This is a genomic window from Gemmobacter lutimaris, from assembly GCF_003570715.1.
Taxonomy (GTDB): domain Bacteria; phylum Pseudomonadota; class Alphaproteobacteria; order Rhodobacterales; family Rhodobacteraceae; genus Gemmobacter; species Gemmobacter lutimaris.
Map to the genome: position 1 here is coordinate 85,354 of NZ_QXXQ01000008.1, position 25,922 is coordinate 111,275.

At 63.8% G+C, this 25,922-nt stretch carries 26 protein-coding genes; 13 read left to right on the forward strand and 13 right to left on the reverse strand.

Annotated elements, in window-relative coordinates; genetic code table 11:
• Window positions 1-207: 207 nt before the first annotated feature.
• Both D2N39_RS14520 and D2N39_RS14525 read right to left on the reverse strand, forming a co-directional pair.
• On the reverse strand, window positions 208-1,530 hold the full coding sequence (locus D2N39_RS14520) for an aminotransferase class I/II-fold pyridoxal phosphate-dependent enzyme (RefSeq protein WP_158589840.1): 1,323 nt from the start codon (window positions 1,528-1,530) through the stop codon (window positions 208-210).
• 128 nt (window positions 1,531-1,658) lie between these two features.
• Window positions 1,659-2,321, reverse strand: coding sequence for a TetR family transcriptional regulator (locus D2N39_RS14525; RefSeq protein ID WP_158589841.1), 663 nt, complete (start codon window positions 2,319-2,321; stop codon window positions 1,659-1,661).
• Window positions 2,322-2,452: 131 nt separating this feature from the next.
• On the opposite strand from D2N39_RS14525, the gene D2N39_RS14530 reads away from it, so the two are divergent.
• The 12 genes from D2N39_RS14530 to D2N39_RS14585 all read left to right on the forward strand — a co-directional run bounded on the left by D2N39_RS14530 (window position 2,453) and on the right by D2N39_RS14585 (window position 16,319).
• On the forward strand, window positions 2,453-3,805 hold the full coding sequence (locus D2N39_RS14530) for an aspartate aminotransferase family protein (protein WP_119135504.1): 1,353 nt from the start codon (window positions 2,453-2,455) through the stop codon (window positions 3,803-3,805).
• Window positions 3,806-3,831: 26 nt separating this feature from the next.
• Window positions 3,832-4,971, forward strand: coding sequence for an aromatic ring-hydroxylating oxygenase subunit alpha (locus D2N39_RS14535; RefSeq protein ID WP_158589842.1), 1,140 nt, complete (start codon window positions 3,832-3,834; stop codon window positions 4,969-4,971).
• Complete coding sequence (locus tag D2N39_RS14540; protein WP_233557178.1) at window positions 4,968-6,185, forward strand: aromatic ring-hydroxylating oxygenase subunit alpha; 1,218 nt, start codon at window positions 4,968-4,970, stop codon at window positions 6,183-6,185. The genes D2N39_RS14535 and D2N39_RS14540 overlap by 4 nt, the downstream gene beginning before the upstream one ends.
• Before the next feature lie 34 nt (window positions 6,186-6,219).
• Window positions 6,220-7,323 (forward strand): polyamine ABC transporter substrate-binding protein, encoded by a 1,104-nt coding sequence (locus D2N39_RS14545; protein ID WP_119135507.1) that lies wholly within the window; start codon window positions 6,220-6,222, stop codon window positions 7,321-7,323.
• 2 nt (window positions 7,324-7,325) lie between these two features.
• The gene (locus tag D2N39_RS14550) at window positions 7,326-8,420 is read left to right on the forward strand and encodes an ABC transporter ATP-binding protein (RefSeq protein ID WP_119135508.1); all 1,095 of its coding nucleotides are present in this window, start codon (window positions 7,326-7,328) and stop codon (window positions 8,418-8,420) included.
• Window positions 8,421-8,424: 4 nt separating this feature from the next.
• Window positions 8,425-9,336: an ABC transporter permease gene (locus D2N39_RS14555; RefSeq protein WP_119135509.1), complete on the forward strand. Its 912-nt coding sequence runs from the start codon at window positions 8,425-8,427 to the stop codon at window positions 9,334-9,336.
• Complete coding sequence (locus D2N39_RS14560) at window positions 9,333-10,172, forward strand: ABC transporter permease subunit (protein WP_119135510.1); 840 nt, start codon at window positions 9,333-9,335, stop codon at window positions 10,170-10,172. The genes D2N39_RS14555 and D2N39_RS14560 overlap by 4 nt, the downstream gene beginning before the upstream one ends.
• The gene (locus tag D2N39_RS22930; protein WP_158589843.1) at window positions 10,141-11,016 is read left to right on the forward strand and encodes a dimethylsulfonioproprionate lyase family protein; all 876 of its coding nucleotides are present in this window, start codon (window positions 10,141-10,143) and stop codon (window positions 11,014-11,016) included. The genes D2N39_RS14560 and D2N39_RS22930 overlap by 32 nt, the downstream gene beginning before the upstream one ends.
• A complete protein-coding gene (locus D2N39_RS14570) occupies window positions 11,009-12,616 on the forward strand; it encodes an amidohydrolase (protein WP_119135511.1) in 1,608 nt (535 codons plus the stop codon). Before D2N39_RS22930 ends, D2N39_RS14570 begins: the two co-directional genes overlap by 8 nt.
• An 11-nt stretch (window positions 12,617-12,627) precedes the next feature.
• Window positions 12,628-12,987 (forward strand): cupin domain-containing protein, encoded by a 360-nt coding sequence (locus D2N39_RS14575; protein ID WP_119135512.1) that lies wholly within the window; start codon window positions 12,628-12,630, stop codon window positions 12,985-12,987.
• 144 nt (window positions 12,988-13,131) lie between these two features.
• Window positions 13,132-14,535, forward strand: coding sequence for an aldehyde dehydrogenase family protein (locus D2N39_RS14580; RefSeq protein WP_119135513.1), 1,404 nt, complete (start codon window positions 13,132-13,134; stop codon window positions 14,533-14,535).
• A 71-nt stretch (window positions 14,536-14,606) separates the two neighbouring features.
• On the forward strand, window positions 14,607-16,319 hold the full coding sequence (locus tag D2N39_RS14585; protein WP_119135514.1) for an AMP-binding protein: 1,713 nt from the start codon (window positions 14,607-14,609) through the stop codon (window positions 16,317-16,319).
• Here the strand turns inward: D2N39_RS14585 and D2N39_RS22935 are convergent.
• From D2N39_RS22935 to D2N39_RS14630, 10 genes are all read right to left on the reverse strand, one after another.
• Window positions 16,307-16,675, reverse strand: coding sequence for a cytochrome c3 family protein (locus D2N39_RS22935; RefSeq protein ID WP_158589844.1), 369 nt, complete (start codon window positions 16,673-16,675; stop codon window positions 16,307-16,309). The two genes, D2N39_RS14585 and D2N39_RS22935, sit on opposite strands and share 13 nt — an antisense overlap.
• Window positions 16,672-17,304, reverse strand: a complete 633-nt coding sequence (locus tag D2N39_RS22940) for a hypothetical protein (RefSeq protein ID WP_158589845.1) — start codon at window positions 17,302-17,304, stop codon at window positions 16,672-16,674. Before D2N39_RS22940 ends, D2N39_RS22935 begins: the two co-directional genes overlap by 4 nt.
• Complete coding sequence (locus tag D2N39_RS14595) at window positions 17,282-17,722, reverse strand: c-type cytochrome (RefSeq protein ID WP_119135516.1); 441 nt, start codon at window positions 17,720-17,722, stop codon at window positions 17,282-17,284. The genes D2N39_RS22940 and D2N39_RS14595 overlap by 23 nt, the downstream gene beginning before the upstream one ends.
• 4 nt (window positions 17,723-17,726) lie before the next feature.
• Entirely contained in the window at window positions 17,727-18,167 is a 441-nt protein-coding gene (locus D2N39_RS14600) for a c-type cytochrome (protein ID WP_119135517.1), read from the reverse strand.
• Window positions 18,167-18,694, reverse strand: a complete 528-nt coding sequence (locus tag D2N39_RS14605; RefSeq protein WP_119135518.1) for a methylamine dehydrogenase light chain — start codon at window positions 18,692-18,694, stop codon at window positions 18,167-18,169. The genes D2N39_RS14600 and D2N39_RS14605 overlap by 1 nt, the downstream gene beginning before the upstream one ends.
• A gap of 29 nt (window positions 18,695-18,723) precedes the next feature.
• Window positions 18,724-19,314: a redoxin family protein gene (locus D2N39_RS14610; protein ID WP_119135519.1), complete on the reverse strand. Its 591-nt coding sequence runs from the start codon at window positions 19,312-19,314 to the stop codon at window positions 18,724-18,726.
• A 1-nt stretch (window position 19,315) separates the two neighbouring features.
• Window positions 19,316-19,846 (reverse strand): MauE/DoxX family redox-associated membrane protein, encoded by a 531-nt coding sequence (locus D2N39_RS14615; protein ID WP_119135520.1) that lies wholly within the window; start codon window positions 19,844-19,846, stop codon window positions 19,316-19,318.
• 1 nt (window position 19,847) lies between these two features.
• Entirely contained in the window at window positions 19,848-20,984 is a 1,137-nt protein-coding gene (locus D2N39_RS14620; protein WP_158589846.1) for an amine dehydrogenase large subunit, read from the reverse strand.
• A 266-nt stretch (window positions 20,985-21,250) separates the two neighbouring features.
• On the reverse strand, window positions 21,251-22,165 hold the full coding sequence (locus tag D2N39_RS14625; protein ID WP_158589847.1) for a helix-turn-helix domain-containing protein: 915 nt from the start codon (window positions 22,163-22,165) through the stop codon (window positions 21,251-21,253).
• Between the two features lie 183 nt (window positions 22,166-22,348).
• Window positions 22,349-22,918 (reverse strand): cupin domain-containing protein, encoded by a 570-nt coding sequence (locus D2N39_RS14630; RefSeq protein ID WP_199725259.1) that lies wholly within the window; start codon window positions 22,916-22,918, stop codon window positions 22,349-22,351.
• Between the two features lie 142 nt (window positions 22,919-23,060).
• Here D2N39_RS14630 and D2N39_RS14635 point away from each other — a divergent pair, with 142 nt between their 5' ends.
• The gene (locus tag D2N39_RS14635) at window positions 23,061-24,383 is read left to right on the forward strand and encodes an aspartate aminotransferase family protein (protein WP_119135523.1); all 1,323 of its coding nucleotides are present in this window, start codon (window positions 23,061-23,063) and stop codon (window positions 24,381-24,383) included.
• Between the two features lie 40 nt (window positions 24,384-24,423).
• On the opposite strand, the gene glpK is transcribed toward D2N39_RS14635, so the two are convergent.
• Entirely contained in the window at window positions 24,424-25,911 is a 1,488-nt protein-coding gene (gene glpK, locus D2N39_RS14640; RefSeq protein WP_119135576.1) for a glycerol kinase GlpK, read from the reverse strand.
• Window positions 25,912-25,922 lie beyond the last annotated feature (11 nt).

Here is a 25,922-nt window from a genome sequence, read left to right on the forward strand (position 1 = left end):
AAAACCTATCAAGGATGCGGAAGGAACTGCACCCGGCCATCTTCGATACACCCCAGAAATCGAAGTCTGATTCTAGGGATAGCCGTGTGCGGTGCGGGCGTAAACCCATGGCAGATGCGGATCGGCCAAAGACGACATTTCAGGGTTTCCCCCGCCACCTGCCGTCATTGACCGATCCGCACCCATACGATGGCCCTGAGGGGATGTTCAGGCCACCGCATATTGCAGCGCGGCAGTGCGCGCATTCACGTCATCCAGCCGGGCTTTCGCCTCGCGGGCGATGGCGACAAAGCCGTCCACCTCGTCCGCGCCATGATCGGCCAGAAGTTTGAGCCGCCACAGCGCGTGGGCGCTGCCGGGGGTCAGCGGCTCGGTCAGATTCAGCAAGGCGCCATGCGCCAACATGTCGGCCGTCAGGCGCCGCGCGCATTCAAGCCGGCCAAGCCGCACTGTCACCACGGCACCCGGTGCGCCCGTCACCTCAAATCCGGCGTCTTGCAGCCCCTCGCGCAGACGTTCGATGTTCTGCATCAGACGGGTCCGCCGCTCGGCGCCTTCCTCGCTGTCCACGATTTCCAGCGCGGCCAGCACGACCGCAGCCTGAAGGGGTGACATGGCATTGCTGCACCCCTGCACCGAGCTGCCGACGCGCAGCGCAAGGCGCAGGGCCGGATGGTTCGAGGCAACAAAGCCGCCGTTTGCCGCGAAGGTCTTGGAAAAGCTGCCGGTCAGGATGTCGATGCCGCCATGAATATCCTGCATCTCGCATACACCACGCCCGGTGGGGCCCAATGCCCCCAGATCGTTCGCGACATCCACCAGAAGCGTTGCGGCATAGCGGCGGCACAGGCTCTGCAAGGCGTGCAGGTCCGGTGCGCCCTGCTCCATGGCGAACAGCGCTTCGGTGACGACGAGGATGCCTGCTTGCGGATCTTCGTCGCGGAGGCGTTCCAGCCGCCGCGCGATCGCCTCGTACGAGCCATGCGGCAATTGATGCACCCGCGCGCCGGAGGCCGCGGCACCATCTTGCAGGCATTCGCGGGCATGGGCATCGACCAGAACATGATCGCCGGGCCGCACCAGTGCCCGGATGGCGCCAAAACCGGCCGTCCAGCCACTTGGGAAAACGGTTGCCTGGCCCATGCCGACAAAGCGTGCGATGCGATCCTCCAGCATGGTTGTCAGCGTGGTCAGGCCCATCTGCATGGCGGTGCCCGCAGAATGCACACCATAGCGCCGCGCCGCAGCAGAAGCGGCAGCAAGAATTTTCGGATGCGACGCGAGGCTCAGAAAATCCTGCGACGCCATGTTGATCCCCGACAACCCGCGCCCGGCCCGGTCGCGGGCCACCACGCGTGGCCCGATCCGGCAGGCATTGGCCTTGCAACTGGCATCCAGACCCTGTTTCAGGCGCTGTTCATACCATTCCGCCATCGGCTGCCAGCGATCCATCAGCGCAACGCATCCCGCATCGAACTGGTCCATCGCCGTGGCGCTGGCAACTTCGGTCGTGTCGAGTGTGCAGATCATCGGTCGAGCTCCGGCAGAAGCGGCCATGGCCGCGGTGCATGAGCAGACAATGCCTGTCCCAGCGTCAGCGCATCGTCATTCCTGCGCGACGGCAGAAATGACGCAACACTTCAGGCGGGCAATGCCGATCAAAAGACCGCCGTTTCCGGCCCTTCGGGGGTGAAATGCCGGGGGTAGAGCGCACCTGCGCCCGTCCAGACCGTGCGCAGCGCCTCGGCCGCGTCATAGGGATTGGCCATGGTCATCAGATCCAGCCAGACCCCTTCGACCGTGACCCGGATCAGCCGCCCCGCGCGGGCCGGGTTGTGGGCGTAGCCATGCTCGGCATTCATCCGCGCGCAGATTCGTTCCAGCGTATCGTTGTAATGATCGTCGTTGGACCCGCAGCGCGCCTGATAGATCGGCCGGTTCTGGCTTTCCCCCCAGAACGAACACCATGCCGCCAGACGGCCGGGGGTGCAGATTGCCGGGTTGAAATCGGCCCGGATCAGCGCGGCAAGCTGATCCTCGGGCCGTGGCCCTGCCCTCTCAAGCGCGGATTGCCAGTTTTCGCGGTATTCATCTGACAGGTAGTCAAGCGTATCTGCCAGAAGTTTCGCTTTGGTTTCAAAGTGAAACAGCACCAGCCCGTGCGACAGCCCCGCCTTGCGCGCGACCTCGGTCAGCGTGGTGCGCGAATAGCCGCGTTCGGCCAGCGTCTCGATCGTGGCCTCGATCAACTGGCTGCGCCGGGCCTCACGGCTGAGCGTCCGGGGCGGGCGCTTTTCATCGGTGGAAACGGGATCGGTCACGGGCGCCTCGGCAAAACAACGCTTCCGGTTTACCGCAAGCGGACGGGGGCGAAAAGCAAAAGTTCTGATTGACAGTTCAGTCAGTCGAGTGACAGGCTGACCGGAACAGCAACAACCCCGCGATACCCCCAATGATGCAGATGCCCCGCCGCGACCTGTCCCGTTCCAACGCCCAGTTCCGCCGCGCGGTACAACGGCTGCCCTTGGGCGTGTCCTCGACTTTCCGATACTGGGGCGAGGACCGGACGATCTATCTGGCAGAGGGTAAGGGCGGCCGCATCCGCGACATCGACGGCAATCACTATGTCGATTACCGGCTGGGCTATGGTCCGGCGATCCTGGGCTATGCCGATAATCGCGTGGATGCAGCCGCGCGCCGCGGAATGGAGGTCGGCGGCGTATTCGCCCTGTCCACCGAACGCGAGTTGGCAGTGGCAGACCGCATTGCCAAGATGGTGCCTTCGGCCGAGCTTGTGCGATTTTCCAACTCCGGCACCGAAGCGGTGATGGGCGCACTACGGCTGGCGCGGGCCTATACCGGGCGTGAAAGCTATCTGCTGGTGGAAGGCGGCTATCACGGGCTGTTCGACGCCGCGATGTGGCAGGCCGATGTGGAGGGTTGGGACGCAGGCAGCAATGCCGACCCCGAAGTGGTGCCCTACGGCAAGGGTATTCCCCCGACCGTGCGCAAACTGGCGCATCTTGTGCCGATGAATGACATGCAGCGGCTGGAAGACACCTTCCGCAGACATGGCGATCAGTTGGCCGCCATGCTGATCGAACCAATTCAGGGCAATTGCTGCGCCATCTCTGCCCGCGCCGAATATGTGCAACTGGCCCGCAAACTATGCGACCAATACGGCGTGCTTCTGATCATCGACGAGGTGAAGACCGGATTTCGTGTGGCGAAAGGCGGGGTGCAAAGCCTGCTGGGCGTGCGGCCCGACATTTCCACTTTCGCCAAGGCAATGGGCAACGGCTATCCCATTGCCGTCATAACCGGGCGCGCAGATGTCATGCGTTGTTTCCGCTGTGGCGGGGCAAGCCATGGCGGCACCTATACCGCCCATTCCGTCAGCCTTGCCGCCGCCGAGGCATGCCTGCGCATCCTTGACGAAACACCGGCGTTGGCGACTCTGGCCGATTACGGCGCGCGGCTGAAAACCGGGGTCAGCTCGATCCTTGATGCGCGGGGCATCGTGCATTCCTATACAGGGCATGATTCAATGTTCGGCCTGTTCTTCGCAGCCGAGCCGCCCGACAATTACCGCGCCTGGAAGACATCGGATTATTCGTTCTACGATCAGATGGCCTATTTTCTGCACGATCTGGGCGTGATCTGCGAACCGGATTCGCGCGAGCCTTGGTTCATGTGCGAAGCGCACGGGCTGGACCCTGCCTGTCTGACCGACACGCTGAAGGCGGTGGAAACCGCCGTTGACCTGACACTGGAACATCTTGAGACGGCCGAAAAAGCCTCCTGACCCCCTCCCCTGCCGGAATGCAACCGATGCAGCACGATCCTCACCCGCTGTCGCCCCGCCTTGGTCATTGCCCCGAGGGGCTGCCACGCGCGGCCTATCTGACGCCGGAGTGGTACGAGCATGAGATGACGTCGGTCTTTGCCCATAACTGGGTGATGGCCGGGCGGGTGGCCGATTTCACCGCCGGAACGATGCGGCGCGTCACGGTCGGCGCGGCGCAGGTGATCGTGGGTTGTGACAGCGCGGGCAGCCTGTCCGCCTTTCACAACTCCTGTCCGCATCGCGGGTCAGAACTCTGCCGCGCCGAGGTCGAGCCGCTCGGCAAGCTGATCCGCTGCCCCTATCACGCCTTCGCCTTTGCGTCCGGTGACGGGCGGCTGGTTGCCACCGGCCACGCAGTGCCCACGGCAGACTTCGACCGCGCGGCGCATGGGTTGAAACCTGTATCGCTGCGGGTCTGGAACGGCTTTCTGTTCCTGAATCTCTCGCCAGATCCCGGCCCTTTGCAGGCCGACGTCGGGCTGACGACGCTGGATAACTGGCCGATGGCGGGGCTGCTCACCGGCCACCGCTGGCAGGCCGAAATCGCCTGCAACTGGAAAACCTTCTGGGAAAACTATTCCGAATGCCTGCATTGCCCCGGCATCCACCCCGAGCTTTGCGCCATGGTTCCGGTCTACGGGCGCGGCATCATGGCGGCGAACGAGGCGCCGGGCTGGACACCCGACGCGCCGCCCGGCCCCAACCTGCGTCCCGGAGCGCAAAGCTGGACGATGGACGGCACCCCCTGCGGCCCGGACTTTGCGGGGCTGACCGAGGCTGAACGACAGGCAGGCTACAGCTTCGTCACCTTCTGGCCCACGGCCTATGTCGTGGCCCATGTCGATCATGTGCGATCCGTGCGCATCGAGCCGCTGGCGCCGGAACGCACGCGGCTGGTGGCCGAATGGCATTTCGCGCCCGATACGCTGGCGCAACCCGGCTTCGACCCGGCCGCCGTCGCCGCCTTCGCAAAAATCGTGCTGGAACAGGATGGCGCTGCGGCCGAGATGAACCAGCGCGGCATCCGCTCCCCCGCCTTCACGGCGGCGCGGCTCATGCCCGAGGAATACGAGATTCACCGCTTTCACCAATGGGTTCTGGCCGAAATGGAGGACCGCCCGTGACCGAACTTCCCTATTCCGCATCCCCTGTCCCGAATGACTGGCACCGCAAGGGCCTGCCCGCATGGACCTATCACTCCGAGGCCCTGTTCGCGCTGGAGCGCGAAAAGCTGTTCCTGACGCATTGGCAACTGGCGGGACATGAATGCGACATCCCCAACCCCGGCGACTGGCTGAGCTTTGATCTGCTGGGTGAACGCGCCGTGATCATGCGCGGCGCCGATGGCGTGGTGCGGGCCTTCCACAACCTGTGCCGTCATCGCGGCGCAAGGGTGGTCGATGGCGATTCCGGTCATTGCAAGGGCGCCATCGTCTGTCCGTTTCACGGCTGGGTCTATAATCTGGACGGCACCTTGCGCGGGGCGGCAAAGCCGTCCAGCTTCGGTGCCATGCAGCGCGAGGATTTCGGGCTGAAACCCATCGAGATGAGCCTGTTTCACGGCTTCATCTTCATTCGCTTCACCCCCGGCCCGCAGCCCGCTATCGCCGAGCTTCTGGCACCCTACGATGCCGATTTCACCGCCTACCGGCTGGGCGATCTGCTGCCGGTGCAGCTTCCGCACTGGGCCTCGGACCTTGCGGTAAACTGGAAATCGGTGCGTGACGTGGACAACGAGGGCTATCACGTCGCCATGGCGCACCCGGCACTGCAAGAGCTTTACGGCCGCACATACCGCGACCTGTATCTGGAAAGTGGGTTGAACATTTCGCATGGCTACTTTGGCGACGCGCCAGGGCGCGGCTGGTCGGTGCGGCACTATGTGAAGCTGTCCCCCCCGCGTGCAGACCTGCCGCTGCATCTGCAACAGGCATGGACGTATTATGGGCTGTTTCCGAACACCGTCATCGCCATGACCCCGGAAGGGGCGCAGTTCTATCAGGATCTGCCGCTGAGCGTGGGAAAGACCCGGCTGACCGGGCGGCTTTACCGCTGGGCCGGTGAAACCCGTCAGGCGCGGGCGGCGCGCTATCTGGCCTATCGGATCGACCGCGAAACCTCGGCCGAGGATCAGCAACTGTCGATCTGGTCAAATGAGTCGATGAAATCCTCGGCTTTCGAAGGGTTCCACCTGTCGGATCTGGAATACGGGCTGCGCTGCCACCACGATGGCCTGCGCACGCTTTTGCCGGTGATGACGCAGGCGGATGCCCCGCCCGAGGACCGGATGGCAGCCGCGAATGCAGAATTGACTTGCCAGTCAGTCGCAGCGCCGTAATCTGATCAAAAATCATAACACCAGGGAGAACGCCATGAGACTGAACCGCCGCCATGCCCTGATCGGATTGGGCGCCACGCTTGCAACGCCCTATGTGCGCCCATCCTGGGCTGCCGCCGGAAGTGTCAATGTCTACAACTGGTCGGATTATATCGGCGAAACCACCATCGCCGATTTCGAGGCCGAAACCGGGATTGGCGTGGTCTATGACCTTTATGCCAGCTCCGAGGAAATGCAGGCCAAGATGCTGGCCGGTTCCTCGGGTTACGATGTGGTGCTTCAGGCCGGGCTGACGCTGCCGCAGGCGGTTCAGGCTGGCGTTTACCAGAAGATCGACCACAGTCGTCTGACGAACTGGGGCAATCTGGACCCGGAAATCCTGAAGATCGTCGAAGGCTTCGACCCCGGCAACAGCCATGGCGTGCCCTACATGTGGGGCTCGGTCGGCATCACCTATAATCTGGACATGGTGAAGGAACGGCTGCCCGATGCCGACCTGAACAGCCTCGACACGCTGTTCAAACCCGAAAACGCGGCGAAGCTGGCGGATTGCGGCATCTCGATCCTAGACAGCCCGACCGACATCGGCTTTGCCGTGCTGAAATGGCTGGGCATCAACCCCGACACCGCTGGCCCCGCCGAAATGGCGAAGATGGCCGAAGCTTTTGCGGCGATCCGTCCCCATATCGCCACCTTCGACAATTCCAACTATCTGACCGCCATCCCGAATGGCGAGCTTTGCGCGGTGAACAACTGGTCGGGCGACTATGGCGTGGCCAAAGCCCGCGCGGCGGAGGCCGGGATCGAGATGAACCTCGCCTATTTCGTGCCGCGCACAGGCGCCCCCGCATGGTTCGACCTGTGGAGCATGCCGACCGACGCGCCGAACACCGACAATGCCTACAAGTTCATCGACTACATGCTACGCGCCGAGGTGGCGGCCGCCTGCACCAATTACACCGGCTATGCCAATGCCAACAAGGCGGCAACCCCGTTGGTGGACCCCGCAATTGCCAGCGACCCGGCCGTCTATCCCGATGCCGAAACCCTGTCGCGGCTTTACACGCCTCAGCCTCAAACGCCTGAACAGGAAGAGGCGATGACCCGCGTCTGGACCGAAATCAAGACGGGCGGCTGATCATGGCGGCCCCCGCCGAACCCTTTCTGCGCATCGAAGGGGTATCGAAGCGTTTCGGAAGTTTCCAGGCGGTGCGCGATGTGACGCTTGATGTCGCCAAGGGCGAGATCTTTTCGCTGCTTGGCGGCTCTGGCTGCGGCAAGACCACGCTATTGCGCATGCTGGCGGGGTTCGAGGAGCCCTCGGCCGGGCGCATCTTCCTTGACGGGCGCGACATGGCGGGGGTGCCGCCATGGAACCGCCCGGTGCATATGATGTTCCAGTCCTATGCGCTGTTCCCCCATATGACGGTCGAGCGGAACGTGGCCTACGGGCTGAAGCACGAACCGATGAGCCGCAGCGCCAAGGCCGAGCGCGTGCGCGAAATGTTGGAACTGGTGCAACTGACGCCTTTTGCCGCCCGCAAGCCGCATCAGATTTCCGGGGGGCAGCGGCAGCGCGTGGCACTGGCTCGCGCACTGGCACGGCAGCCGAAACTTCTGCTGCTGGACGAGCCGCTGGCCGCACTGGACAAGAAGCTGCGTGAACATACGCAATTCGAGCTGATGTCGATCCAGCAGCGCACCGGCGTCACCTTCATCGTGGTGACCCATGATCAGGAAGAGGCCATGACCCTTTCTGACCGCATCGCCGTGATGGACAAGGGCGAGGTGCGGCAGGTCGGCACCCCGAACGAGGTCTACGAATTCCCGAACAACCGCTTCGTGGCAGGCTTCATCGGCTCGATCAACACTTTCGAGGCGACGGTGATCGCGCGCGAGGGCGGCGCGCTGCGGCTGGCGGTGCCCGCCTTCGGGGCTGAGGTTCTGGCCCGTGACGTGCCGGGCGTCAGCCCCGGTCAGGCAGTGACCATGGCGCTGCGGCCCGAAAAGGCCGGCATCTCGAGAACTCGCCCCGAGACGGTTAATGCCTTTGAGGGCACGGTGAAAGACCTCGCCTATTTCGGCAAGGACAGCCTTTATCGCATCACCCTGCCCTCGGGCACGCTGGTGCAGGCTCATGCAGTGAATGCCCGGCGCGGTGCCGAGGTGGCCGACTGGGACGATGCGGTCTGGCTGGGGTTTGAGCCGGAGTCCGTTCTCGTGTTGGCGGAGTAGGCCGATGCTTGCGCGTCTCTCCCGCTGGTTCGATCGTCGTGGCTGGGCCGACATCCTGATCGGCGCACCCTATCTGTGGCTGCTGATCTTCTTCCTGCTGCCCTTCCTGATCGTCGCGGCCATGAGCCTAGGGACGAAGACCCCGACCGCCCCGCCCATCTCTTTCGGCGGGGAATACCCGCTGCTGAACTGGGATTCCTACGCCCGTGTGCTGGGTGACGGGCTTTACCTGCGCGCCTTTCTGACCTCGCTGGCGAATGCGGGGCTGGCCATGGTTCTGTGTCTGCTGATCGGCTATCCGATGGCGCTGGGGCTGTGCCGGGTGTCGAATGGCTGGCGCAATATCCTGCTCATGCTGGTGATCCTGCCGTTCTGGACCTCGTTCCTGTTGCGCGTCTATGCGTGGATGGGGCTGATGGGGCGGAACAGCTGGTTCAACCGGCTGCTGACAGATAGCTGGAACCTGCTGGTCCCGGTGGACTGGGCGGTGAAATCCGTGCCGATGATGAACACGAATTTCGCTGTCGTGCTGGTCATGGTCTATACCTACCTGCCCTTCATGATCCTGCCGCTTTACGCCAGCCTTGAACGGCTGGACCCGACGCTGGACGAGGCGGCGATGGATCTGGGAAGCCGCCCGTTTCAGGTGTTCCGCGACGTGACGCTGCCGCAATCGGTGCCGGGAATCGTCGCGGGCGGCATGCTGGTCTTCATCCCGGCTGCGGGCGAACTGGTCATTCCGACACTGGTGGGCGATGCCTCCAGCCCGATGATCGGGCGGCTGATCTCGGACGAGTTTTCAGCCGCACGCAACTGGCCCATGGCCTCGGCCGTGGCTGTGGTCCTGCTGCTCATCATGGTGGTGCCGACCATGATCTACAGCCATTATCAGGCCAAGGCGGAGGGGTCGAAATGAACCGCCGCCCGGTCTTCCTGATTACCGTCCTGTGCTTCGGCTTTGCCTTCTTCTACATCCCGATCCTGTCGATGATCGTCTACAGCTTCAACGCTTCGCGGCTGGCAACGGTCTGGGGCGGGTTCTCGACCAAGTGGTATGTCTCGCTGATGTCGAACCGGCAGGTGATCGAGGCGTTGATGCTGTCGCTGAAGATCGCGCTGGTTTCGGCCACCATCGCGACCATCCTTGGCACGATGACTGGCATCACGCTGGCACGGTTTGGCAAGTTCCGGGGGCGGATGCTGTTCACCGGGCTGGTGACCGCACCCTTGATCATGCCCGAGGTCATCACCGGGATTTCCAGCCTGATCTTCTTCATCCTGATGGCCGACTGGATCGGCTGGCCCGGCAGCCGGGGCTTCACTACCATCACGCTGGCGCATATCACCTTTTCCATGGTCTTCGTCTCGACCATCGTACAGGCGCGCATGTTGCAGGCGGACCGCGCGATCGAGGAGGCGGCGATGGATCTGGGCAGCCGACCTTGGCAGGTGCTGTTCGACGTGACGCTGCCAGTCATCAGCCCGGCCATCCTGTCGGGCTGGCTCCTGGCCTTCACCATCTCGCTGGACGATGTGGTCATCACCTCCTTCACCACCGGGCCGGGGGCGACGACGCTGCCGCTGCTCATCTGGTCCAAGGTCAAGCTGGGGGTGACGCCCGACATCAACGCGCTGGCAACGCTTATGGTGCTGACCGTGGGTATGGGGGTCGTGGTGGCCGGGATCGTGATGAACCGTGCCGAGGCACGCAGGCGCGCCGATGAACGCATGGCCTATCGCAGCAATGACTGACGCGCGCTGCCTTCTTCACTGCCCGCTGGGTGTGCCGGGATCAGGGCGTGTGCGCTACGGCGCGGCGATGGCGCTGTGGCGCGACGGGCTGCTGTCAGAGCCGCAGTTGGAGGTCTACCGCGAGGCCGCAGCCCATGATGCCCGCGACCCCGCGCCGATCCTTGCCGAACGCCATCTGCCGCCGGTGCCTGCCTTGCCGGAGGCTTCGCCGCTGGCAGGTCTTTACCATGCCCTGCGCGACTATCTTCTGGCGCTGGATCATCCTGGCGCGGCCGAGGTGCGCACGGGCTTGCCGCCCGATCCGGGCAGGCCTTCCGCGCCCCGGTCAAACGGCAACACAGTGGTAGATCGCTGGCTCGCCCCGGCACTGGCCACGCTTGACGGCGGCCACCTCGGATTGGCGCAGGCAATAGCGGCTGCCGCGCCGCTGCTGGAATGGCAGCGCTACGATGCCTATCCGCCGGACGAGATCGGCCCGGCTTTCGCCGAAGGCCATGCCTTTGCCCCGGTGTTGGGTGACGGCGCCCCCTTCGCAGCGGATGATTTCGACATGGGCCTGTTCCTGATCGCGCCCGGCCTGCTTTACCGCGATCACGCCCATCCGGCGCCTGAACTTTATGCGCCCCTCACCGGCCCGCATGGCTGGCGCTTCGGGGCAGACCGACCACTTGTGATGAAACCCGCGCATATGCCGGTCTGGAACCCGCCGGAGCAACCGCATCTGACCCGCGTGGGGTCCCTGCCCTTCCTTGCCATCTATGTCTGGACGCGCGACGTGACCCTGCCCGCCCGTATCCTGCCCGCAACCGACTGGGACAGGCTGGAGATGCTGCCCGATGTCTGACCTGCTGATCCACAATGCGCGCATCCGCACCATGGATCCGGCCAATCCGATGGCCGACTGGCTTCTGTGCCGTAACGGACGGGTTGTGGCGCTTGGCCTTGGCCACCCGCCCGAAATGGCGGAGATGATCGACGCGGGCGGTCGGCTGGTGCTGCCGGGGTTTCAGGACGCGCATATCCATCTGCTGTCCGGTGGCACCGACCTTGCGACTGCGGCCCAGCTTTACGAGGTGGCGGATGAAGCGGCGCTGCTGGAGGCATTATCGGCCCATGCGCGGGCAAAACCCGATCTGCCAGTTATTCTGGGGGCAGGCTGGCAACCGGGAATTTTCGGCGATCACAACCTGACCGCCGCGCTGCTGGACCGGGCGGTGCCCGACAGGCCGGTGGTGATCTTCGACAGCAGCTATCATAACGCCTGTCTGAACAGCCGCGCGCTGGAAATCGCCGGGATCGGCGCCGATACAGCCGACCCGCCGAATGGCCATATCCTGCGCGATGCGGGCGGGCGAGCCACCGGCATGCTGCATGAAGAGGCGATCCCCTGGGCCACCGCGCGCCTGCCGCAACTGACCGAGGCGCATCTGATGCAGGGGCTGATGACCGGGCAGGCCCATGCCAATGCCCATGGCCTGACCGGGGTGCTGGACCCGAAGATCACCGCCACCGAAGCCGCGCTCTACGGACGCGCCGCGCGTGAAGGTGCCCTGTCCCTGCGTGTTGCGGGCGCGGCGCTGGTGACCGAGGCGGATACACCGGAAACTGCGCTGGCCCGGCTGACCGCGCTGCGTGCCGGACATCCGGGGCCGGAATTTCATGTGCATTCCGCCAAATTCTTCATGGATGGCGTGTTTGAAAACCGCACCGCCGCCCTTCTGGCCGATTATGCCGATGCCCCCGGCAATGCACCCTGCATGTTCGGCGCCGACCAGACCGCCGCGCTGTTCACCGCGCTTGATGCCGCGCGCTTTGCGATCCATGTCCACGCGATAGGCGATGCTGCCACCCGCCGCGCCATCGCCGGACTAGAGGCCGCGCGTGCGGCAAATGGCCCCTGGCCCGCGCAGCACCAGCTTGCGCATCTGCAACTGGTGGACCCGGCCGATCATGCCCGGCTGGCAGGGCTTGCCACCGCGAATATCCAGCCGCTTTGGGCGCGGCGCGATCCGGTGGTGCCGGACATCGCGCTGGACATGATCGGCCCCTCCCGGCTGGGCGACACCTATGCGTTCCGCAAGATGCTGGACGCCGGGGCCGACTGGTGCCTGTCATCTGACTGGCCGGTCAGCACACTGAACCCGTTCGAGATCATCGAAACCGCCGTCACCCGGCAGGCCCGGCGTGTCGAGGGCCCAAAGCCACCCTTCCTGCCCGATCAGGCCCTGACAGTTCAGGAATGCGTGCTGGGCTATACCACCCATGCCGCCCGCGCCTGTTGGCGCGAAGGATTTACCGGCATGCTGCGCCCCGGCTTTTCCGCCGATCTGATCGTGCTGGACCGCGACATCTTCACCTGCCCCGCCGACGAAATTTCAGCCACCGAAGTTCTGCTGACGCTGTTCAGAGGCTTTGTCGTCCACAGTTCCCCCCGCCTGACATGAAGGAGACGCATATGGGCTTTTCCCCCGAAGACCGCCGCATCGCCAATATCCACGAGGCCGAATATACCCCCTTCGTCTATCCCGATGGCATGGCGCTGGGGGATGACATCCTGCAACTGGACGATGGCCGCCCACTGGGCGAGGGCTTTCACGTCTACCGGATGCCTGCGGGCATGACCACGCGCCGCCATATCCACAACGGTCACGAGCAGTTTCTGATCCTTGAGGGTGAACTGATCGAGGATGACGGCACCGTGTTCCGCCCCGGCGATCTGGTGTTCTACCGCGATGGCACGGAACACAACTCCTACACCCCCAACGGCTGCCTTCTGGCGGTGCATATCGCAGGACCAGAGATTGGCACGGAATAACGGGTGCTCCGTGATCCATTGATCTGAAAGGATTATTTTGGCACTGCAAGCGAAGCCATTGGCGCGCCAGCCCCAGACTCCACCGCCCTTCCCCGCCTAAGCTCCGGGCAGAGGGACGGCGCTCAGCCGTCAAGGGAGGACAGCATGGATTACAAGATGCTCATCAACGGCAAGTTGGTGGCGGGTGAGCGTATGCTTGACGTCATCAACCCGGCCACGGAAGAGGTGTTCGCGCGCGTGCCGCATGCGACCGGGGCGCAGCTGGACGAGGCCGTCGCCGCTGCCACTGCCGCGCAAAAGGCTTGGGCGAAAACCAGCATGGCCGAGCGCCGCGCCAAGATCGGCGAACTGGCCGCCACCATCGGCGCCGCTGCCGACGACCTTGCGCGCACCATCACGCTGGAACAGGGCAAACCGCTGCCCGAGGCGGCGGGTGAGGTGGAATGGAGCCAAGGTTACCTTCTGCATACTGCGACGCTGGACCTGCCCGACCGGATCATTCAGGACGATGCGCAGTTCCGCATCGAGACCCGGCACAAGCCGCTGGGCGTGGTCGGCGCCATCGTGGCATGGAACTTTCCGCTGCTGCTGGCCTGCTGGAAGATCGGTCCGGCGCTGATGGCGGGGAATGCGCTCATCCTCAAACCTGCGCCAACAACGCCAGTCACGGCGCTGAAGCTGGGCGAGATCTGCGCGCGGGTCTTTCCCGCCGGTCTGGTCAACGTGCTGACCGACGATAACGACCTTGGCCCGCAAATGACCGCCCATCCCGGCATCGCCAAGATCGGCTTCACCGGATCGTCGCAGACCGGCAAACGCATCATGGCAACCGCCGCCGACACCATGAAGCGCGTGACGCTGGAAATGGGCGGCAATGATCCGGCCATCGTGCTGCCCGATGTCGATGTGCGGACGACCGCCGAGAAGGTGTATGGCGGTGCCTTCCTCAATGCCGGACAGGTCTGCATGGCAGTGAAGCGTGCCTATGTGCATGACGCGATCTATGATGATTTCTGCGATGCGCTGGCCGATATTGCCAAGGCAGCCGTGGTCGATGACGGGCTGAAACAGGGCACCACCGTCGGCCCGATCCAGAACAAGGCGCAGTTTGAAAAGGTGAAGGGCTATCTGGAAGATGCCCGCACAAGCGGTCGCATCATCGCCGGGGGCGAGACGCGCACCGGCAAGGGTTACTTCATCAGCCCGACCATCGTGCGCGACGTGACAGACGGCCAGCGCATCGTGGATGAGGAACAGTTCGGCCCGATCCTGCCGGTGATCCGCTTCAGCGACGTGAATGACGTGATCGCGCGGGCCAATGCCTCGGACTACGGGCTGGGCGGGTCGGTCCATTCCGCCGATCTGGACAAGGCGACCGAGATCGCAGGCCAGATCGAATCCGGCACCATCTGGGTGAACCAGCAGCTCAACATCGGGCCACATATCCCGATGGCGGGTTTCAAAGGTTCGGGTCTGGGGGTGGAACAGTCGGTCGAGGGGCTGGCCGAATATACCCAGATGCAGGTCATCAACGTCGCCCGCGGCTGAGGCCACCCTTGCAACAGGTCTGCCTGTCCGGCCCCCGCCGGGCAGGCCCTGCCATTTATCGGAGATCGAGGATGTCTCATGCCATGGCGGCAGGCGCCGCCCCGCGCGAAGGGCTGTCGCATGTCAAAGGCCCGATGGAGCCCGCCCTGAAACAGGCCACCATCCCGCAGCTTCTGCGCGAGACCGTCGCCGCCCATGGCGATGCAGAGGCGCTGGTGTTCTGCGAAAGCGGACAACGGCTGACCTATAACACCTTCGCGCAAGAGGTGGATCGCTGCGCCGCCGGCCTTCTGTCGCTGGGGGTGACGCAGGGCGACCGCGTTGGCATCTGGTCACCCAATCGGCTGGAATGGGTGCTGACGCAATTCGCCACCGCGCGCATCGGCGCCCTTCTGGTGAACATCAATCCCGCCTACCGCCTGTCGGAACTGGAATATGCGCTGAACAAGGTAGGCTGCCGCGTGCTGGTCACGGCCTGTTCGTTCAAAAGCTCGGATTATGTGGGCATGATCCGCGAACTGGCACCGGAACTGGGCCGTGACGGGCCGCTGGCTTCCGCCCGCCTGCCGGAGTTGCGCCATGTCGTGGTGATGGGCGATGACGTCCCGCCCGAGATGATCGCCTTCACCGAACTGACCGGCCGCGCCACCCCTGCCCTTCTGGTGCGGCTGGACGGCATCGAGGCCGGGCTGACGCCTTCGGACCCGATCAACATCCAGTTCACCTCGGGCACGACGGGAATGCCCAAGGGCGCCACGCTGTCGCATTTCAACATCGTCAACAACGCCCGTTTCGTGACCGACCGCATCGCGCTGACCCCGGCTGACCGGCTGGTCATTCCGGTGCCGCTGTATCACTGCTTCGGCATGGTGATGGGTGTGCTGGGCGCGGTCAGCAAGGGCGCGAAAATGATCTTCCCCGGCGAGGGCTTCACCCCCGCGCAGACGCTTGACGCCATCGCGGCGGAAGGTGCCACCGCCTGTTACGGCGTGCCTACCATGTTCGTCGCCATGTTGCAGGAACTGGATCGCCAGCACCGCGACCTGTCCACTCTGCGCACCGGCATCATGGCGGGAGCACTGTGCCCCATCGAGGTGATGAAACGCGTGAACCGCGACATGCACATGCGCGAGGTGACGATCTGCTATGGCATGACCGAAACCTCGCCCGTCTCATTCCAAAGCTTTACCGACGATCCCACCGAAAAGCGCTGCGAAACCGTGGGCCGCATCCATCCGCATCTGGAGGTGAAGCTGGTGGACGCCGAGGGCAACACCGTGCCGGTGGGCGAAAAGGGCGAGCTGTGGACGCGCGGCTATTCGGTGATGGCGGGCTACTGGGGCGACGAGGCCGCAACGGAGGCCAGCATCACAGACGGCTGGATGCACACCGGCGATCTGGGGGTGCTGGATGCGGAAGGCTTTTGCACCATCGTCGGACGGGTGAAGGACATGATCATCCGGGGCGGCGAGAACATCTATCCGCGCGAGATCGAGGAATTCCTGATCCGCCACCCCGAGGTCAGCGATGTGCAGGTCTTCGGCATCCCCGACGATACCTTCGGGGAAGAGGTCTGCGCCTGGGTCGTGCTGAAACCCGGCAGCACGCTGGCGGCCGAAAGTCTGCGCGATCACTGCAAGGGCCAGATCGCGCATTTCAAGATCCCGCGTCATGTGCGGATCGTGACTGACCTGCCGCTGACCGCCACAGGCAAGCCGCAGAAATTCGTCATGCGCGACCGGATGCAGGAGATGCTGCGCAACGAGGCGGCTCAGAACCCGTGATCGTCCAGATGGCAGGCGATGCAGCGGCGGGTGGGACCAGAGGGCCTGCCCGCCGCGTGTTCGTCGATATGGCAGCCTTGGCACAGGCCATGGAACTGCGCCTCCAGCAGCGGGGCGGCCTTGGGGTCTGTGACGTGGCAGGTCATGCAGGGTGGGCCGGTGGTATTGTCGGCGAACTCATGGTGGCAGGTCGCACAGGGTTTGCCGAAATGCGACTGATGGGTGAAGGTCATGGGCAGCACCGCAAGGCTGCCCCCGAAACGGGCCGTGCGATCCGGCAGCGGCTGGCCCGTCGGCAATCCGGTGAAGACCAGCGCCGCCCCCGCCAGAAACAGCGCGACCAGCAGCCACTTCATGCCATTACCTCGCGGATCAGCACAAACAGGATCACCGCAACCCCGCCCGCACCCAGACAGGCCGCAACCGGCGCGGGAAATGAACGCGACCAGATCCGCCGACCATAGGCACAAGCCAGCGCAACCCCGGTCAAAGCCGCCCCCTGCCACCAGTAGGGCAAATAGAATCCGCCGAGCAGGACATGCAGCAGCGTCGCGGCAAGACAAGCCAGCGCCAGATGGCGGTGTACCCTGCGAAAGCCACGATAGCTCGGATGCAGGCGCAGACGGTCGGGCATGCGGGCAAGGCTGCTCAGCCCCGCCAGAAGCAACAGACCGGCAAGGCCCAGCCACATATGCGGGGGACCACCCGGCAACAGGTAGAACCGCACCACAGCATCGCCCGCCAGAAACCAGAAGCTGTGCAGAACGGCGACAGCCAGAATCCAGTAGCCCAGCAACTCGTGCGGGCGCGAGGCGCCACGCGGGCCGGGGATCATCTGAAACATGAGACCCGCCAATGCCAGAAACCCCAGCGCATTGCCGAAATCCCAGAACACCCCGCCCGAGCGCCATGGATCGGCCAGCGCCATGACCGCAAGGATCAACAGCGCCGGAACCGCCCGTTCACGGCCAGGGATATTCCGCAATCTCGATGCCCGATGTGCGCAGTTCCTCAACCACTTTGCGGCGATAGGTAACGACATCACCAATGGGCGTTTCCCGACGGCGCGTCACCTCGGCTTCAGTGAAATGCCCTCTGCCGTCAGACCACTGATCGAGGATATAGTTCATCACCTCGGCAATCTGCGCATTGGTCATGTTGTTCCCGACCACGCCGGGCACATGCATGACGTAATCGCGGCCGGACTCGATGCTGACGATATGGCCGACAGAATCGGGGAAGGCGGGGATACCGCCCTCCGCCGTGCCAAGGCCCTGCATGCCGTGGCAACCGGAACAATGCAGCACATAATTCGCACGGGGTGACGTCGCGGTATTGCCCGCGACACCCGGCGCAGCCGTGGCCAGAACCAGAAGCGAAGCCAGAAGAGCCTGTCTCATCATCCCGTCACTCCGTTGGCGGACGCAGGGCCTTGAGGTCATCCTGCGTGGTCATGCTGGCCCGCATCTCCGCGATCTGGGCAGGCGTCACCGACTGGTCGGTCTGGCCCAGATCAGACAAAACCCAGGTGGTAATCTGCGCCAGTTCCTCATCCGTGGTTCCGGCGACCGGCACCATGATCAGCCCCATATAGCGTTCGCCGTTCACGGTGATCGGCTTGGCGAAACCCTTGGTGACGATACCGCTGATATAAGTCGGGGCCTTGTCGCCAAGCGCCTGCCAGAAATCCGGCCGGTTCAGCGGCGGGGCCAGCCCCGGTGTGCCGATCCCGCCGGTATTGTGACAGGCCGCGCAATGCACATCGAACAGGGCCGCCCCTGCATCCTCGGCGGATGCTGGACCGGACAGGAGACCGGCAAGACCGGCGACAAGCAGCGCGACGCGCATCAATCGGCCATGCCCACGACAACCGACACAGTGCAATGGTAGCCCTTGTCGGTATTGGCGGTGCACCAGTTGATGTCGTTGTAAAGCCCCATACGATAGCCGGGGCGCTCGCCCTTGTTGTTGTTGCAGAAGGTCGCGCTGGGGATGAAGGGCTTCCCGCAGCAATCGTTGTAACTGATGAGGTATTCCTTGCCGTCATCGGGGTTGGAACAGGTGCCGACCCAGGACACGGCAGAGACGCTGCTGCCCGGCGGGCAGGACGTCAGCGAGCCGCCGGAATCCTCGCACAGGAAGCCATCGATGGCGCAATGCCGCCAGTAGCTGCACGGGTCCGCCGCGCCGCCCTCGGTCGAGGCGAAGGCACGCCGGTCGAAGGGCAGCACCGGCACCGAGACGGCGGCGCCCAGCAACGCCATGCCGGTGCGCGCAAGGAAGGACCGGCGGCCGTTGCGGCGCGCGGAGGAACGGATGTTGGCCTCGGTCGCGCCGTCAAGGCGCTTGAGGAATCTGTCGATGAAACGGGTCATGTCGGTTTCCTTCTTGATGTAACGATATGTCAGGAGGTCATCCCGGCCACAGCGGCCTGATAGGACGGGATGCCGGTTTCAGAGGCGGTGAACAGGCTTTCAAGCTGTTCACGGCTGTTCACGAGACCCTTGGCCGCCACCTTGCCATCCTTGTCGATGAGCACGGCGAAGGGCAGTTTCGAGACCTTGAAGCTCATCCCCAGTTCCGAGGACAGGACATAGGGGAAGGCTTCAAGGGCTTCGGATTCGATCAGGCGGCGGTGCAGTTGCTCGCGTCCGTCGGAGGCCAGCACCACGTCGAGCCAACCTTGTTCATCGGCCTTGATGGATTTCAGCGCGGGCAGCAGCGCCTTGCAGATCGGGCAACTGGTGGACAGGAAGAACACCAGTTGCGCACGCCCCCCTGCCCGGCCCAGGGTCAGCCCCGGCCCGTTGAGGTTGGGCAAGGCCAGCGCCGGAACCTTGTCACCCAGCGCAGGCCCCGCATCCGAGAGCATCGCGCCAACAGGCGAGACACGCTCGAACAGGATGCCAATCTGGCGGGCAAGGGCGAAGATCACCGCAAGCTGGATCAGCACCACGACCCAGAGCAGGATGTTCGAGAAGATCAGAAGGTTCATGCTAGAGGTCTCCCTGCCGGATATGGGGCAGATGCGAGGCGAGGCGCTCGATGATGGTGTAGATGGCGACAAGGACCAGCGCGCCGGCTATGGCGACGGCAACGTCGAACTGCGGCACCGGGGCTGCGGGCAGCAGCGCCACCGACAGCGCAAGTGCGGTCAGCACGGCATTGCGACCCAAGGTGAAGGCAGACACGAATTGCGGCAGACCGCCGCAACCACAGTCGATCCGGCTGCGCCCCTGTGCCAGCGCCGCCGCCATGATGGCGCCGTAACCCGCGAACAGACCCGCCGCCAGAAGCCCGCCGAAGGGGCGCGAGACCGGCAGGATCAGCGCGAGGATTGTTGCCGCTTCCAGCCCGGTCAGCAGACGGACCACCGGGGCAGCCCAGGCCTCGGGCACCAGCCCATAGCCCTGCGCGAAGCCCACGGTTTCCAGGAACCGTTCCACCTTGTGCCAGACCGCCCGCGCCAGCACGATGACCAGAAAGCTGGTCACCGTCACCGAAGCAAGAGAGGCAAGCGCCGCCATCTCAGTAATCCGTTGCGATCATCGTCGGGAAGAAGGCAGCCCCTTCCTTGGCGGCGCTTTCCGTCAGGCTGACGGTATCGCCCAGCGTCACGTCATAACGATGCAACCCGCCCAGATGATCCACGCCGATCAGTTGCGGAGTATCGCCCGCGCTGACAGTGATGTTGGTCTCGCCATGTGCGGCGCTGCGGCCCACGACCGCGCCGCTGGTCATGTTGATCGCCCAGATCTCTTCCGCCGGGTTCTTGTGCGTGCCGTCGGCGGCATTGGAATGCATCATCACGAACAGGGTTTTCGACGCGGCATGATAGGCCATCAGCGTATAGCCCGAAGGCGCCCAGCCGTCGGTGGCAAAGGGCATCGTGCGTCCCAGCACCGGCTTGTCGCCGCTGTCATCAACCTCCAGCAGTTTGCCGTCGAACGAGATATAGACCAGCTTGCCGTCGATCCGCAGCGCAGTGGCGAAGATGGGCGCGGTATCGGCGTCAAAGATCTTGTCCGATTTCGCCGGTTCGCTGACCGTGCCATCCGCACCGACGGTGTATTTCACCAGCGAGCCGTCACCGCAGATGGTGGTGAAGGCCAGCCCTTCGGTCGCGGGATAGGCGGTCCAGCAGCCGGGGGTCGGCACCTCGACCAGATCCTTCCCCGCCGCCAGATCGACCACGTTGATCGAGGTCGCGGGCGTGGCATTCTGGACCAGCATGTATTTGCCATCCGCCGAAAGGTTCAGCGCGCCCTTCTGGCTAAGCGTCTGGGCCATCTTGTCGGACACCGTGAATTCGCGCCGCAGGTTCAGCGTCTGCGGGTCGTATTCCTCGATCACCGCCTCGATGGGACCACGCGTGTAGCGCTTCATGTAGACCGAGCCGGTATAGATCGACTGGCCATCCGCGCTCATCAGCATCTGGCTGAAGGTGCCTGCCCCCATGTTGCCTTCCAGCGACAGATCATCGGCATTCAACACAAAGATCGAGCTGGACCCCGAGATGCCCATATCCATCAGGTAGATATGGTTCCCTTCGGAAATCTGCGCCTCGACGGCAAGTGTTTCTGGCTGGATGTCTTTTTCCTGCGCCAGAACCTGACTGCCGGTAACGGCCAGTATCGAAAGCGAAAGCAGAAGATGATGTTTCATTTGGCGACCTGCTGAAGTGACTAGGGGTTTCATACGGCGACGCGGTCCCGCCGGAAGCCGGGGGGTGGGGCGGAGGATGGGTTGTGTCGAAGCCACCCTGCCAGACAAGGGCGGGTTCGGTCCGGTCAGACTCTGCACATCCATTCTGTTCATCCTCGACCGCCTCCCCTCGGTTCTGGATGAAAACCAGATCACGGCGGCGCGGGCCGGGTCTTGGCGGGTTGCGCCAGAAAAGCGGCCCCCTGCGCCAAAAAAAGCATTTCAGATCAATGTTCGATCAGGCTTTGCAGGTGATCGTCATAGTAGCCGCCCGGCGAAAGATCATAGATCTGGCGGAAGCTGCGATTGAAGTGCGACAGGTCACTGAACCCGGCCTGATAGGCGAGATCGGAAATCGCCGGGCGCTGTTTCAGCCGCGCGGCGCGGCGCAGATGGCTGGCAACCAGCTTCATCCGCGCTTCGCAAAGCACGCGGGTAAAGGTGGTTCCGTTGTCGCGGAAATCGCGCTGCAACTGCCTGCGGGACATATGCACCAGCCCGGCCAGCCGCTCGACCGAAAAGTCGCTGTCAGAGACATGCCGCTCGATCGTGTCACAGATATACCGGAAACGCCCGTGCCGGTCGCGGAAGGCGGAGGCATCCCCTGCCCTGTCCTCGGGGCGGAACATCATGGCGATGAAATCGAACAGATAGTCGGCCTGACTGTCACCGGGGCCTTCGCCATGCATCAGCGCATCAAGGCTGGGACGCAGCGGATGGGACCTCTCCACGCGCCGCCCGGTCATCGGGCTGGTGCCGCGCCCCGCCAGACACAGGCTGCGCGGCAGATGCACCGAAAGGAACGATGCCGCCTTGCCGTCAAACCGCAATTCGGCGGTGCGGGTCGAATCCATCAGCAGGCTGTCACCGGCAGTCAGAACCTCGTCGCGGCCATTATGTGCCACCCGCATCTCGCCGGATTTCTGCATAAGCAGGAACATGTATTCATGGTCATCGCGGCGAATGCCCGCGCGCAGCCGCTCGATCTGGTCGATCTCGCATTGCATGTCGGCGATATCGACCCCGTGACGGCGGCGCAGGCTGAAGATTCCGACCGGCTTGCGGGTGTTCTTCACCGGCTTGCTATAGTAGTGGCCACAGTTGTTGAGGATACAACTGTTCCACTCGTCGAAACACATCATGGCCTTTCCTCCCCAAAAAGGCTGCATGGTCATCGTGCCGGTCCCGGTGCCCTCGGCGCCTCTTTGCGGGCGCGTTTTCAACGGGCACGGGGAATCCGGGCGTTGCCGGGTATAGTGCGCTGGCAAAAAGCCGCGATCAATAGTGGATTGTAACCGCTGTCTGACAGCCGCCGACCGCGTGTTCTAGAACGAAGGTGGTGTGCAGGCGCTGACCACTTCGCAGACCGTGGCCCCGATATTGCGAAAGCGATGCGGGATCGTGCTGGCAAAGTAATAGGCGTCACCTGCATTCAGCACATGCACCTCATCACCGATCGTTACCTCCAGTGTGCCCGTGATCAGCACACCGCATTCCTCCCCTTCATGCGACAGGACACGACGACCTGAGTCCTTTCCGGGTTGGTAGAATTCATGCAGCATCTGAAGGTTGCGGCCGGGGCGCTGCGCGGCGATCAGCAGGTATTTCACCCCCGGCGCGCCGATGTCCACATGTTCGCCGCGCCGGAACACCCGCGCGGTATCGGTGGAAAGCTCGAAGCTGAAGAAGGTGGCCAGATCCATCGGCACCCCGTCGAGGATTTTCTTCAGCACCGAGACCGACGGCTGCATCGCCATCGACTCGATCTGGCTGATGGTGCCGCTGCCCACGCCAGACCGCCGGGCCAGCTCGCGCTGCGACAGCCCTCTGGACCGGCGCAGCACCCGCAAACGGCGTGCGACCATGGCATCGGCGGAGGGGGAGGCTTCGGCCATCTGATTTCCTGCTTTCTATCCAAAGCAGATTGGAAAATATCAACGTAAAAACAGCAAGATGATTTTTCGATCAAAGCACGATTGATCGGCGACGGAAGCAGGATCACACCAGTCAGACCAATCGCATGACAGGGAGATACCGATGGACCGCCCCGCCCTTCCAAACGATCCGGGCAGCTTCTGGATGCCTTTCACCGCCAACCGGGCCTTCCATCAGGACCCCCGGCTGATCACCGCCGCAGATGGCATGTATTACACCAGCCACGACGGCCGACAGATCATGGATGCGACGGCAGGCCTGTGGTGCGTGAATGCGGGCCACAATGACCCGTTGATCGTGGAGGCGGTGCAGAAACAGATCTCGACGCTGGATTATGCGCCGCATTTCAACTTCGGCACCCCGCAGGCGTTTGAACTGGCGTCGAAACTGGCCGATCTGTTCCCCGCCGGGCTGAACCATGTGTTCTTCACCAACTCCGGTTCGGAATCCGTCGATACCGCACTGAAGATTGCGCTGCATTATCACCGGATGCGTGGTGATGCCGCACGGACCCGACTGATCGGGCGCGAGCGCGGCTATCACGGCGTGGGTTTCGGCGGTATCTCGGTCGGCGGTATCGTGAAGAACCGCGCCCAGTTCGGCACGCTGCTGAACGGTGTCGATCACATGCGCCATACCCATGATCCGGCGCGCAATGCCTTTTCCCGCGGCTGCCCGGAGCATGGCGCTGAACTGGCCGACGATCTGATCCGCATCGCGGAACTGCATGACCCCTCGACCATCGCGGCGGTGATTGTCGAACCGATGGCGGGATCGACGGGCGTATTGCTGCCACCTGTCGGCTATTTGCAACGCCTGCGCGAGATTTGCGACCGCTACGGCATTTTGCTGATCTTCGACGAGGTGATCACCGCCTATGGCCGTCTGGGCCGCGCATCAGCCGCCGAATATTTTGGCGTGAAGCCCGACCTCATCACCACCGCCAAGGGCCTGACGAATGGCAGTGTGCCAATGGGCGCTGTGATCGTGGACGAAAGGATCTATACCTCGGCCATGGAAAACGCCGATGCCCCGATCGAGCTGTTCCACGGGTATACCTATTCTGCGCATCCGCTCGCCGTTGCGGCGGCGCTGGCCTCGCTGGAAAGCTATCGCCGGAACGACCTTTTTGCGCGGGCCGATGCGCTTGCGCCCTTGTGGGAACAGGCGGTGCACAGCCTGAAGGGCCTGCCGCATGTGGCGGATCTGCGCAATCTGGGTTTGGTCGGCGCTGTCGAGTTGCAGCCCCGTCCCGGCGCCCCCGGCGCGCGCGGCACCGAAGCGATGAAGATGGCTTGGGCCGAAGGTCTGATGATCCGCGTGACCGGCGACATCATCGCCCTGTCCCCGCCGTTGATCATCACGGAGGACGAAATTCAGCAGCTGTTCGGGAAACTCGCGGGTATTCTGCGCCGGCTGGATTAAGACGGTCAGGGGGCAGAGCGGTAATTGGCCCCCTGCCCTTTCAGGCGGCAGCGATGGTTGCCGCCACAGCCCGCGACCAGCGCGCGTATTTCTCCTCGCGCTGGTCAGGTGCCATCGTCGGCGTAAAGCGGTGCTCCAGCGCCCAGCCTTTTGCGAAATCTTCTGGACCCGGACACAGGCCCGCGCGCCAGCCTGCCAGCCATGCGGCACCAAGGGCCGTGGTTTCCGTCACAACCGGCCGATCCACCGGCGCGCCAAGAAGGTCAGCCAGAAACTGCATCGCCCAGTCACTTGCCGCCATGCCACCGTCAACCCGCAGCACACCGTCGGCGGCGGCGCCCCAGTCAGAGCGCATCGCCTCCAGCAGATCACGCGTCTGGTAGCCCACGCTTTCCAGTGCAGCCCGTGCCAGTTCGGCGGGGCCGGAGTTGCGGGTCAATCCGAAGATCGCCCCCCGGCATTCGGGCCGCCAGTAGGGCGCGCCAAGGCCGGTGAAGGCGGGAACGAGGATCACCTCTTGCGACGGATCGGCACTTTCGGCCAGCGGCTGCGTTTCCGGCGCGCTGCGGATGATCTTCAAACCATCACGCAGCCATTGCACCACTGCCCCCGCGATGAAGATCGAACCTTCCAGCGCATAGCTGGTCTTGCCGTCCAGACGGCTGGCAATGGTGGTGAGCAGCCGGTTGGTCGAGGGCACGCGATCCGCCCCGGTATTCAGCAAGGCAAAACAGCCGGTGCCATAGGTCGATTTCATCATGCCGGGCTGAAAGCATGCCTGCCCCATTGCCGCCGCCTGCTGGTCACCCGCAACACCGAGGATCGGGATTTCCCGTCCGAACAGATCGGGCCGCGTGGTGCCAAAATCATCCGCGCAGTCGCGCACCTCGGGCAGCAGCGCCATGGGAATATCCAGAAGCGCGCAGATATCGGCATCCCAGCGGTTCGCCCCGATGTCATAAAGCAGGGTGCGCGAGGCATTGGTGGCATCGGTGGCATGCACCTTGCCGCCGGTCAGATTCCAGATCAGCCAGCTATCCACGGTGCCGAAAGCCAGTTCCCCGCTTCTGGCACGCTCACGGGCGCCGGGAATGGTATCAAGCAACCATTTCAGTTTGGTGCCCGAGAAATAGGGGTCCAGCAGCAGCCCGGTCCGCGCGGTAATCAGTGCCTCGTGTCCGGCGGCACGCAAGCGCTCGCAGATCGGGGCAGTGCGGCGGTCCTGCCAGACAATAGCATTGTGCAATGGCTGGCCGGTCGCACGGTCCCACAGCAGGGTGGTTTCGCGCTGGTTGGTAATGCCGATGGCAGACACGGCGCCGGCGCCAAGGCCCCCCCGTTCAATGGCCGCCCGCGCTGTTGCCGCCGTGGTGGCCCAAAGATCTGCCGGATCATGTTCAACCCAGCCGGAGGCAGGATAATGCTGCGGAAATTCCTCTTGTGCCGAAGCGACCGGGCGAAGCTCCGCGTCGAACAGGATCGCCCGTGACGAGGTCGTGCCCTGGTCGATGGCAAGGATATGGGTCATGGCAGCGTTGC

Excerpts from the sequence above, each read along its gene's own strand:
- D2N39_RS14520 (WP_158589840.1), bottom strand. The coding sequence starts at position 1,530 with ATGATCTGCACACTCGACACGACCGAAGTTGCCAGCGCCACGGCGATG.
- D2N39_RS14530 (WP_119135504.1), top strand. The coding sequence starts at position 2,453 with ATGATGCAGATGCCCCGCCGCGACCTGTCCCGTTCCAACGCCCAGTTC.
- D2N39_RS14535 (WP_158589842.1), top strand. The coding sequence starts at position 3,832 with ATGCAGCACGATCCTCACCCGCTGTCGCCCCGCCTTGGTCATTGCCCC.
- D2N39_RS14545 (WP_119135507.1), top strand. The coding sequence starts at position 6,220 with ATGAGACTGAACCGCCGCCATGCCCTGATCGGATTGGGCGCCACGCTT.
- D2N39_RS14550 (WP_119135508.1), top strand. The coding sequence starts at position 7,326 with ATGGCGGCCCCCGCCGAACCCTTTCTGCGCATCGAAGGGGTATCGAAG.
- D2N39_RS14555 (WP_119135509.1), top strand. The coding sequence starts at position 8,425 with ATGCTTGCGCGTCTCTCCCGCTGGTTCGATCGTCGTGGCTGGGCCGAC.
- D2N39_RS14560 (WP_119135510.1), top strand. The coding sequence starts at position 9,333 with ATGAACCGCCGCCCGGTCTTCCTGATTACCGTCCTGTGCTTCGGCTTT.
- D2N39_RS22930 (WP_158589843.1), top strand. The coding sequence starts at position 10,141 with ATGAACGCATGGCCTATCGCAGCAATGACTGACGCGCGCTGCCTTCTT.
- D2N39_RS14570 (WP_119135511.1), top strand. The coding sequence starts at position 11,009 with ATGTCTGACCTGCTGATCCACAATGCGCGCATCCGCACCATGGATCCG.
- D2N39_RS14575 (WP_119135512.1), top strand. The coding sequence starts at position 12,628 with ATGGGCTTTTCCCCCGAAGACCGCCGCATCGCCAATATCCACGAGGCC.
- D2N39_RS14580 (WP_119135513.1), top strand. The coding sequence starts at position 13,132 with ATGGATTACAAGATGCTCATCAACGGCAAGTTGGTGGCGGGTGAGCGT.
- D2N39_RS14585 (WP_119135514.1), top strand. The coding sequence starts at position 14,607 with ATGTCTCATGCCATGGCGGCAGGCGCCGCCCCGCGCGAAGGGCTGTCG.
- D2N39_RS22935 (WP_158589844.1), bottom strand. The coding sequence starts at position 16,675 with ATGAAGTGGCTGCTGGTCGCGCTGTTTCTGGCGGGGGCGGCGCTGGTC.
- D2N39_RS14595 (WP_119135516.1), bottom strand. The coding sequence starts at position 17,722 with ATGATGAGACAGGCTCTTCTGGCTTCGCTTCTGGTTCTGGCCACGGCT.
- D2N39_RS14600 (WP_119135517.1), bottom strand. The coding sequence starts at position 18,167 with ATGCGCGTCGCGCTGCTTGTCGCCGGTCTTGCCGGTCTCCTGTCCGGT.
- D2N39_RS14605 (WP_119135518.1), bottom strand. The coding sequence starts at position 18,694 with ATGACCCGTTTCATCGACAGATTCCTCAAGCGCCTTGACGGCGCGACC.
- D2N39_RS14610 (WP_119135519.1), bottom strand. The coding sequence starts at position 19,314 with ATGAACCTTCTGATCTTCTCGAACATCCTGCTCTGGGTCGTGGTGCTG.
- D2N39_RS14615 (WP_119135520.1), bottom strand. The coding sequence starts at position 19,846 with ATGGCGGCGCTTGCCTCTCTTGCTTCGGTGACGGTGACCAGCTTTCTG.
- D2N39_RS14620 (WP_158589846.1), bottom strand. The coding sequence starts at position 20,984 with ATGAAACATCATCTTCTGCTTTCGCTTTCGATACTGGCCGTTACCGGC.
- D2N39_RS14625 (WP_158589847.1), bottom strand. The coding sequence starts at position 22,165 with ATGATGTGTTTCGACGAGTGGAACAGTTGTATCCTCAACAACTGTGGC.
- D2N39_RS14630 (WP_199725259.1), bottom strand. The coding sequence starts at position 22,918 with ATGGCCGAAGCCTCCCCCTCCGCCGATGCCATGGTCGCACGCCGTTTG.
- D2N39_RS14635 (WP_119135523.1), top strand. The coding sequence starts at position 23,061 with ATGGACCGCCCCGCCCTTCCAAACGATCCGGGCAGCTTCTGGATGCCT.
- glpK (WP_119135576.1), bottom strand. The coding sequence starts at position 25,911 with ATGACCCATATCCTTGCCATCGACCAGGGCACGACCTCGTCACGGGCG.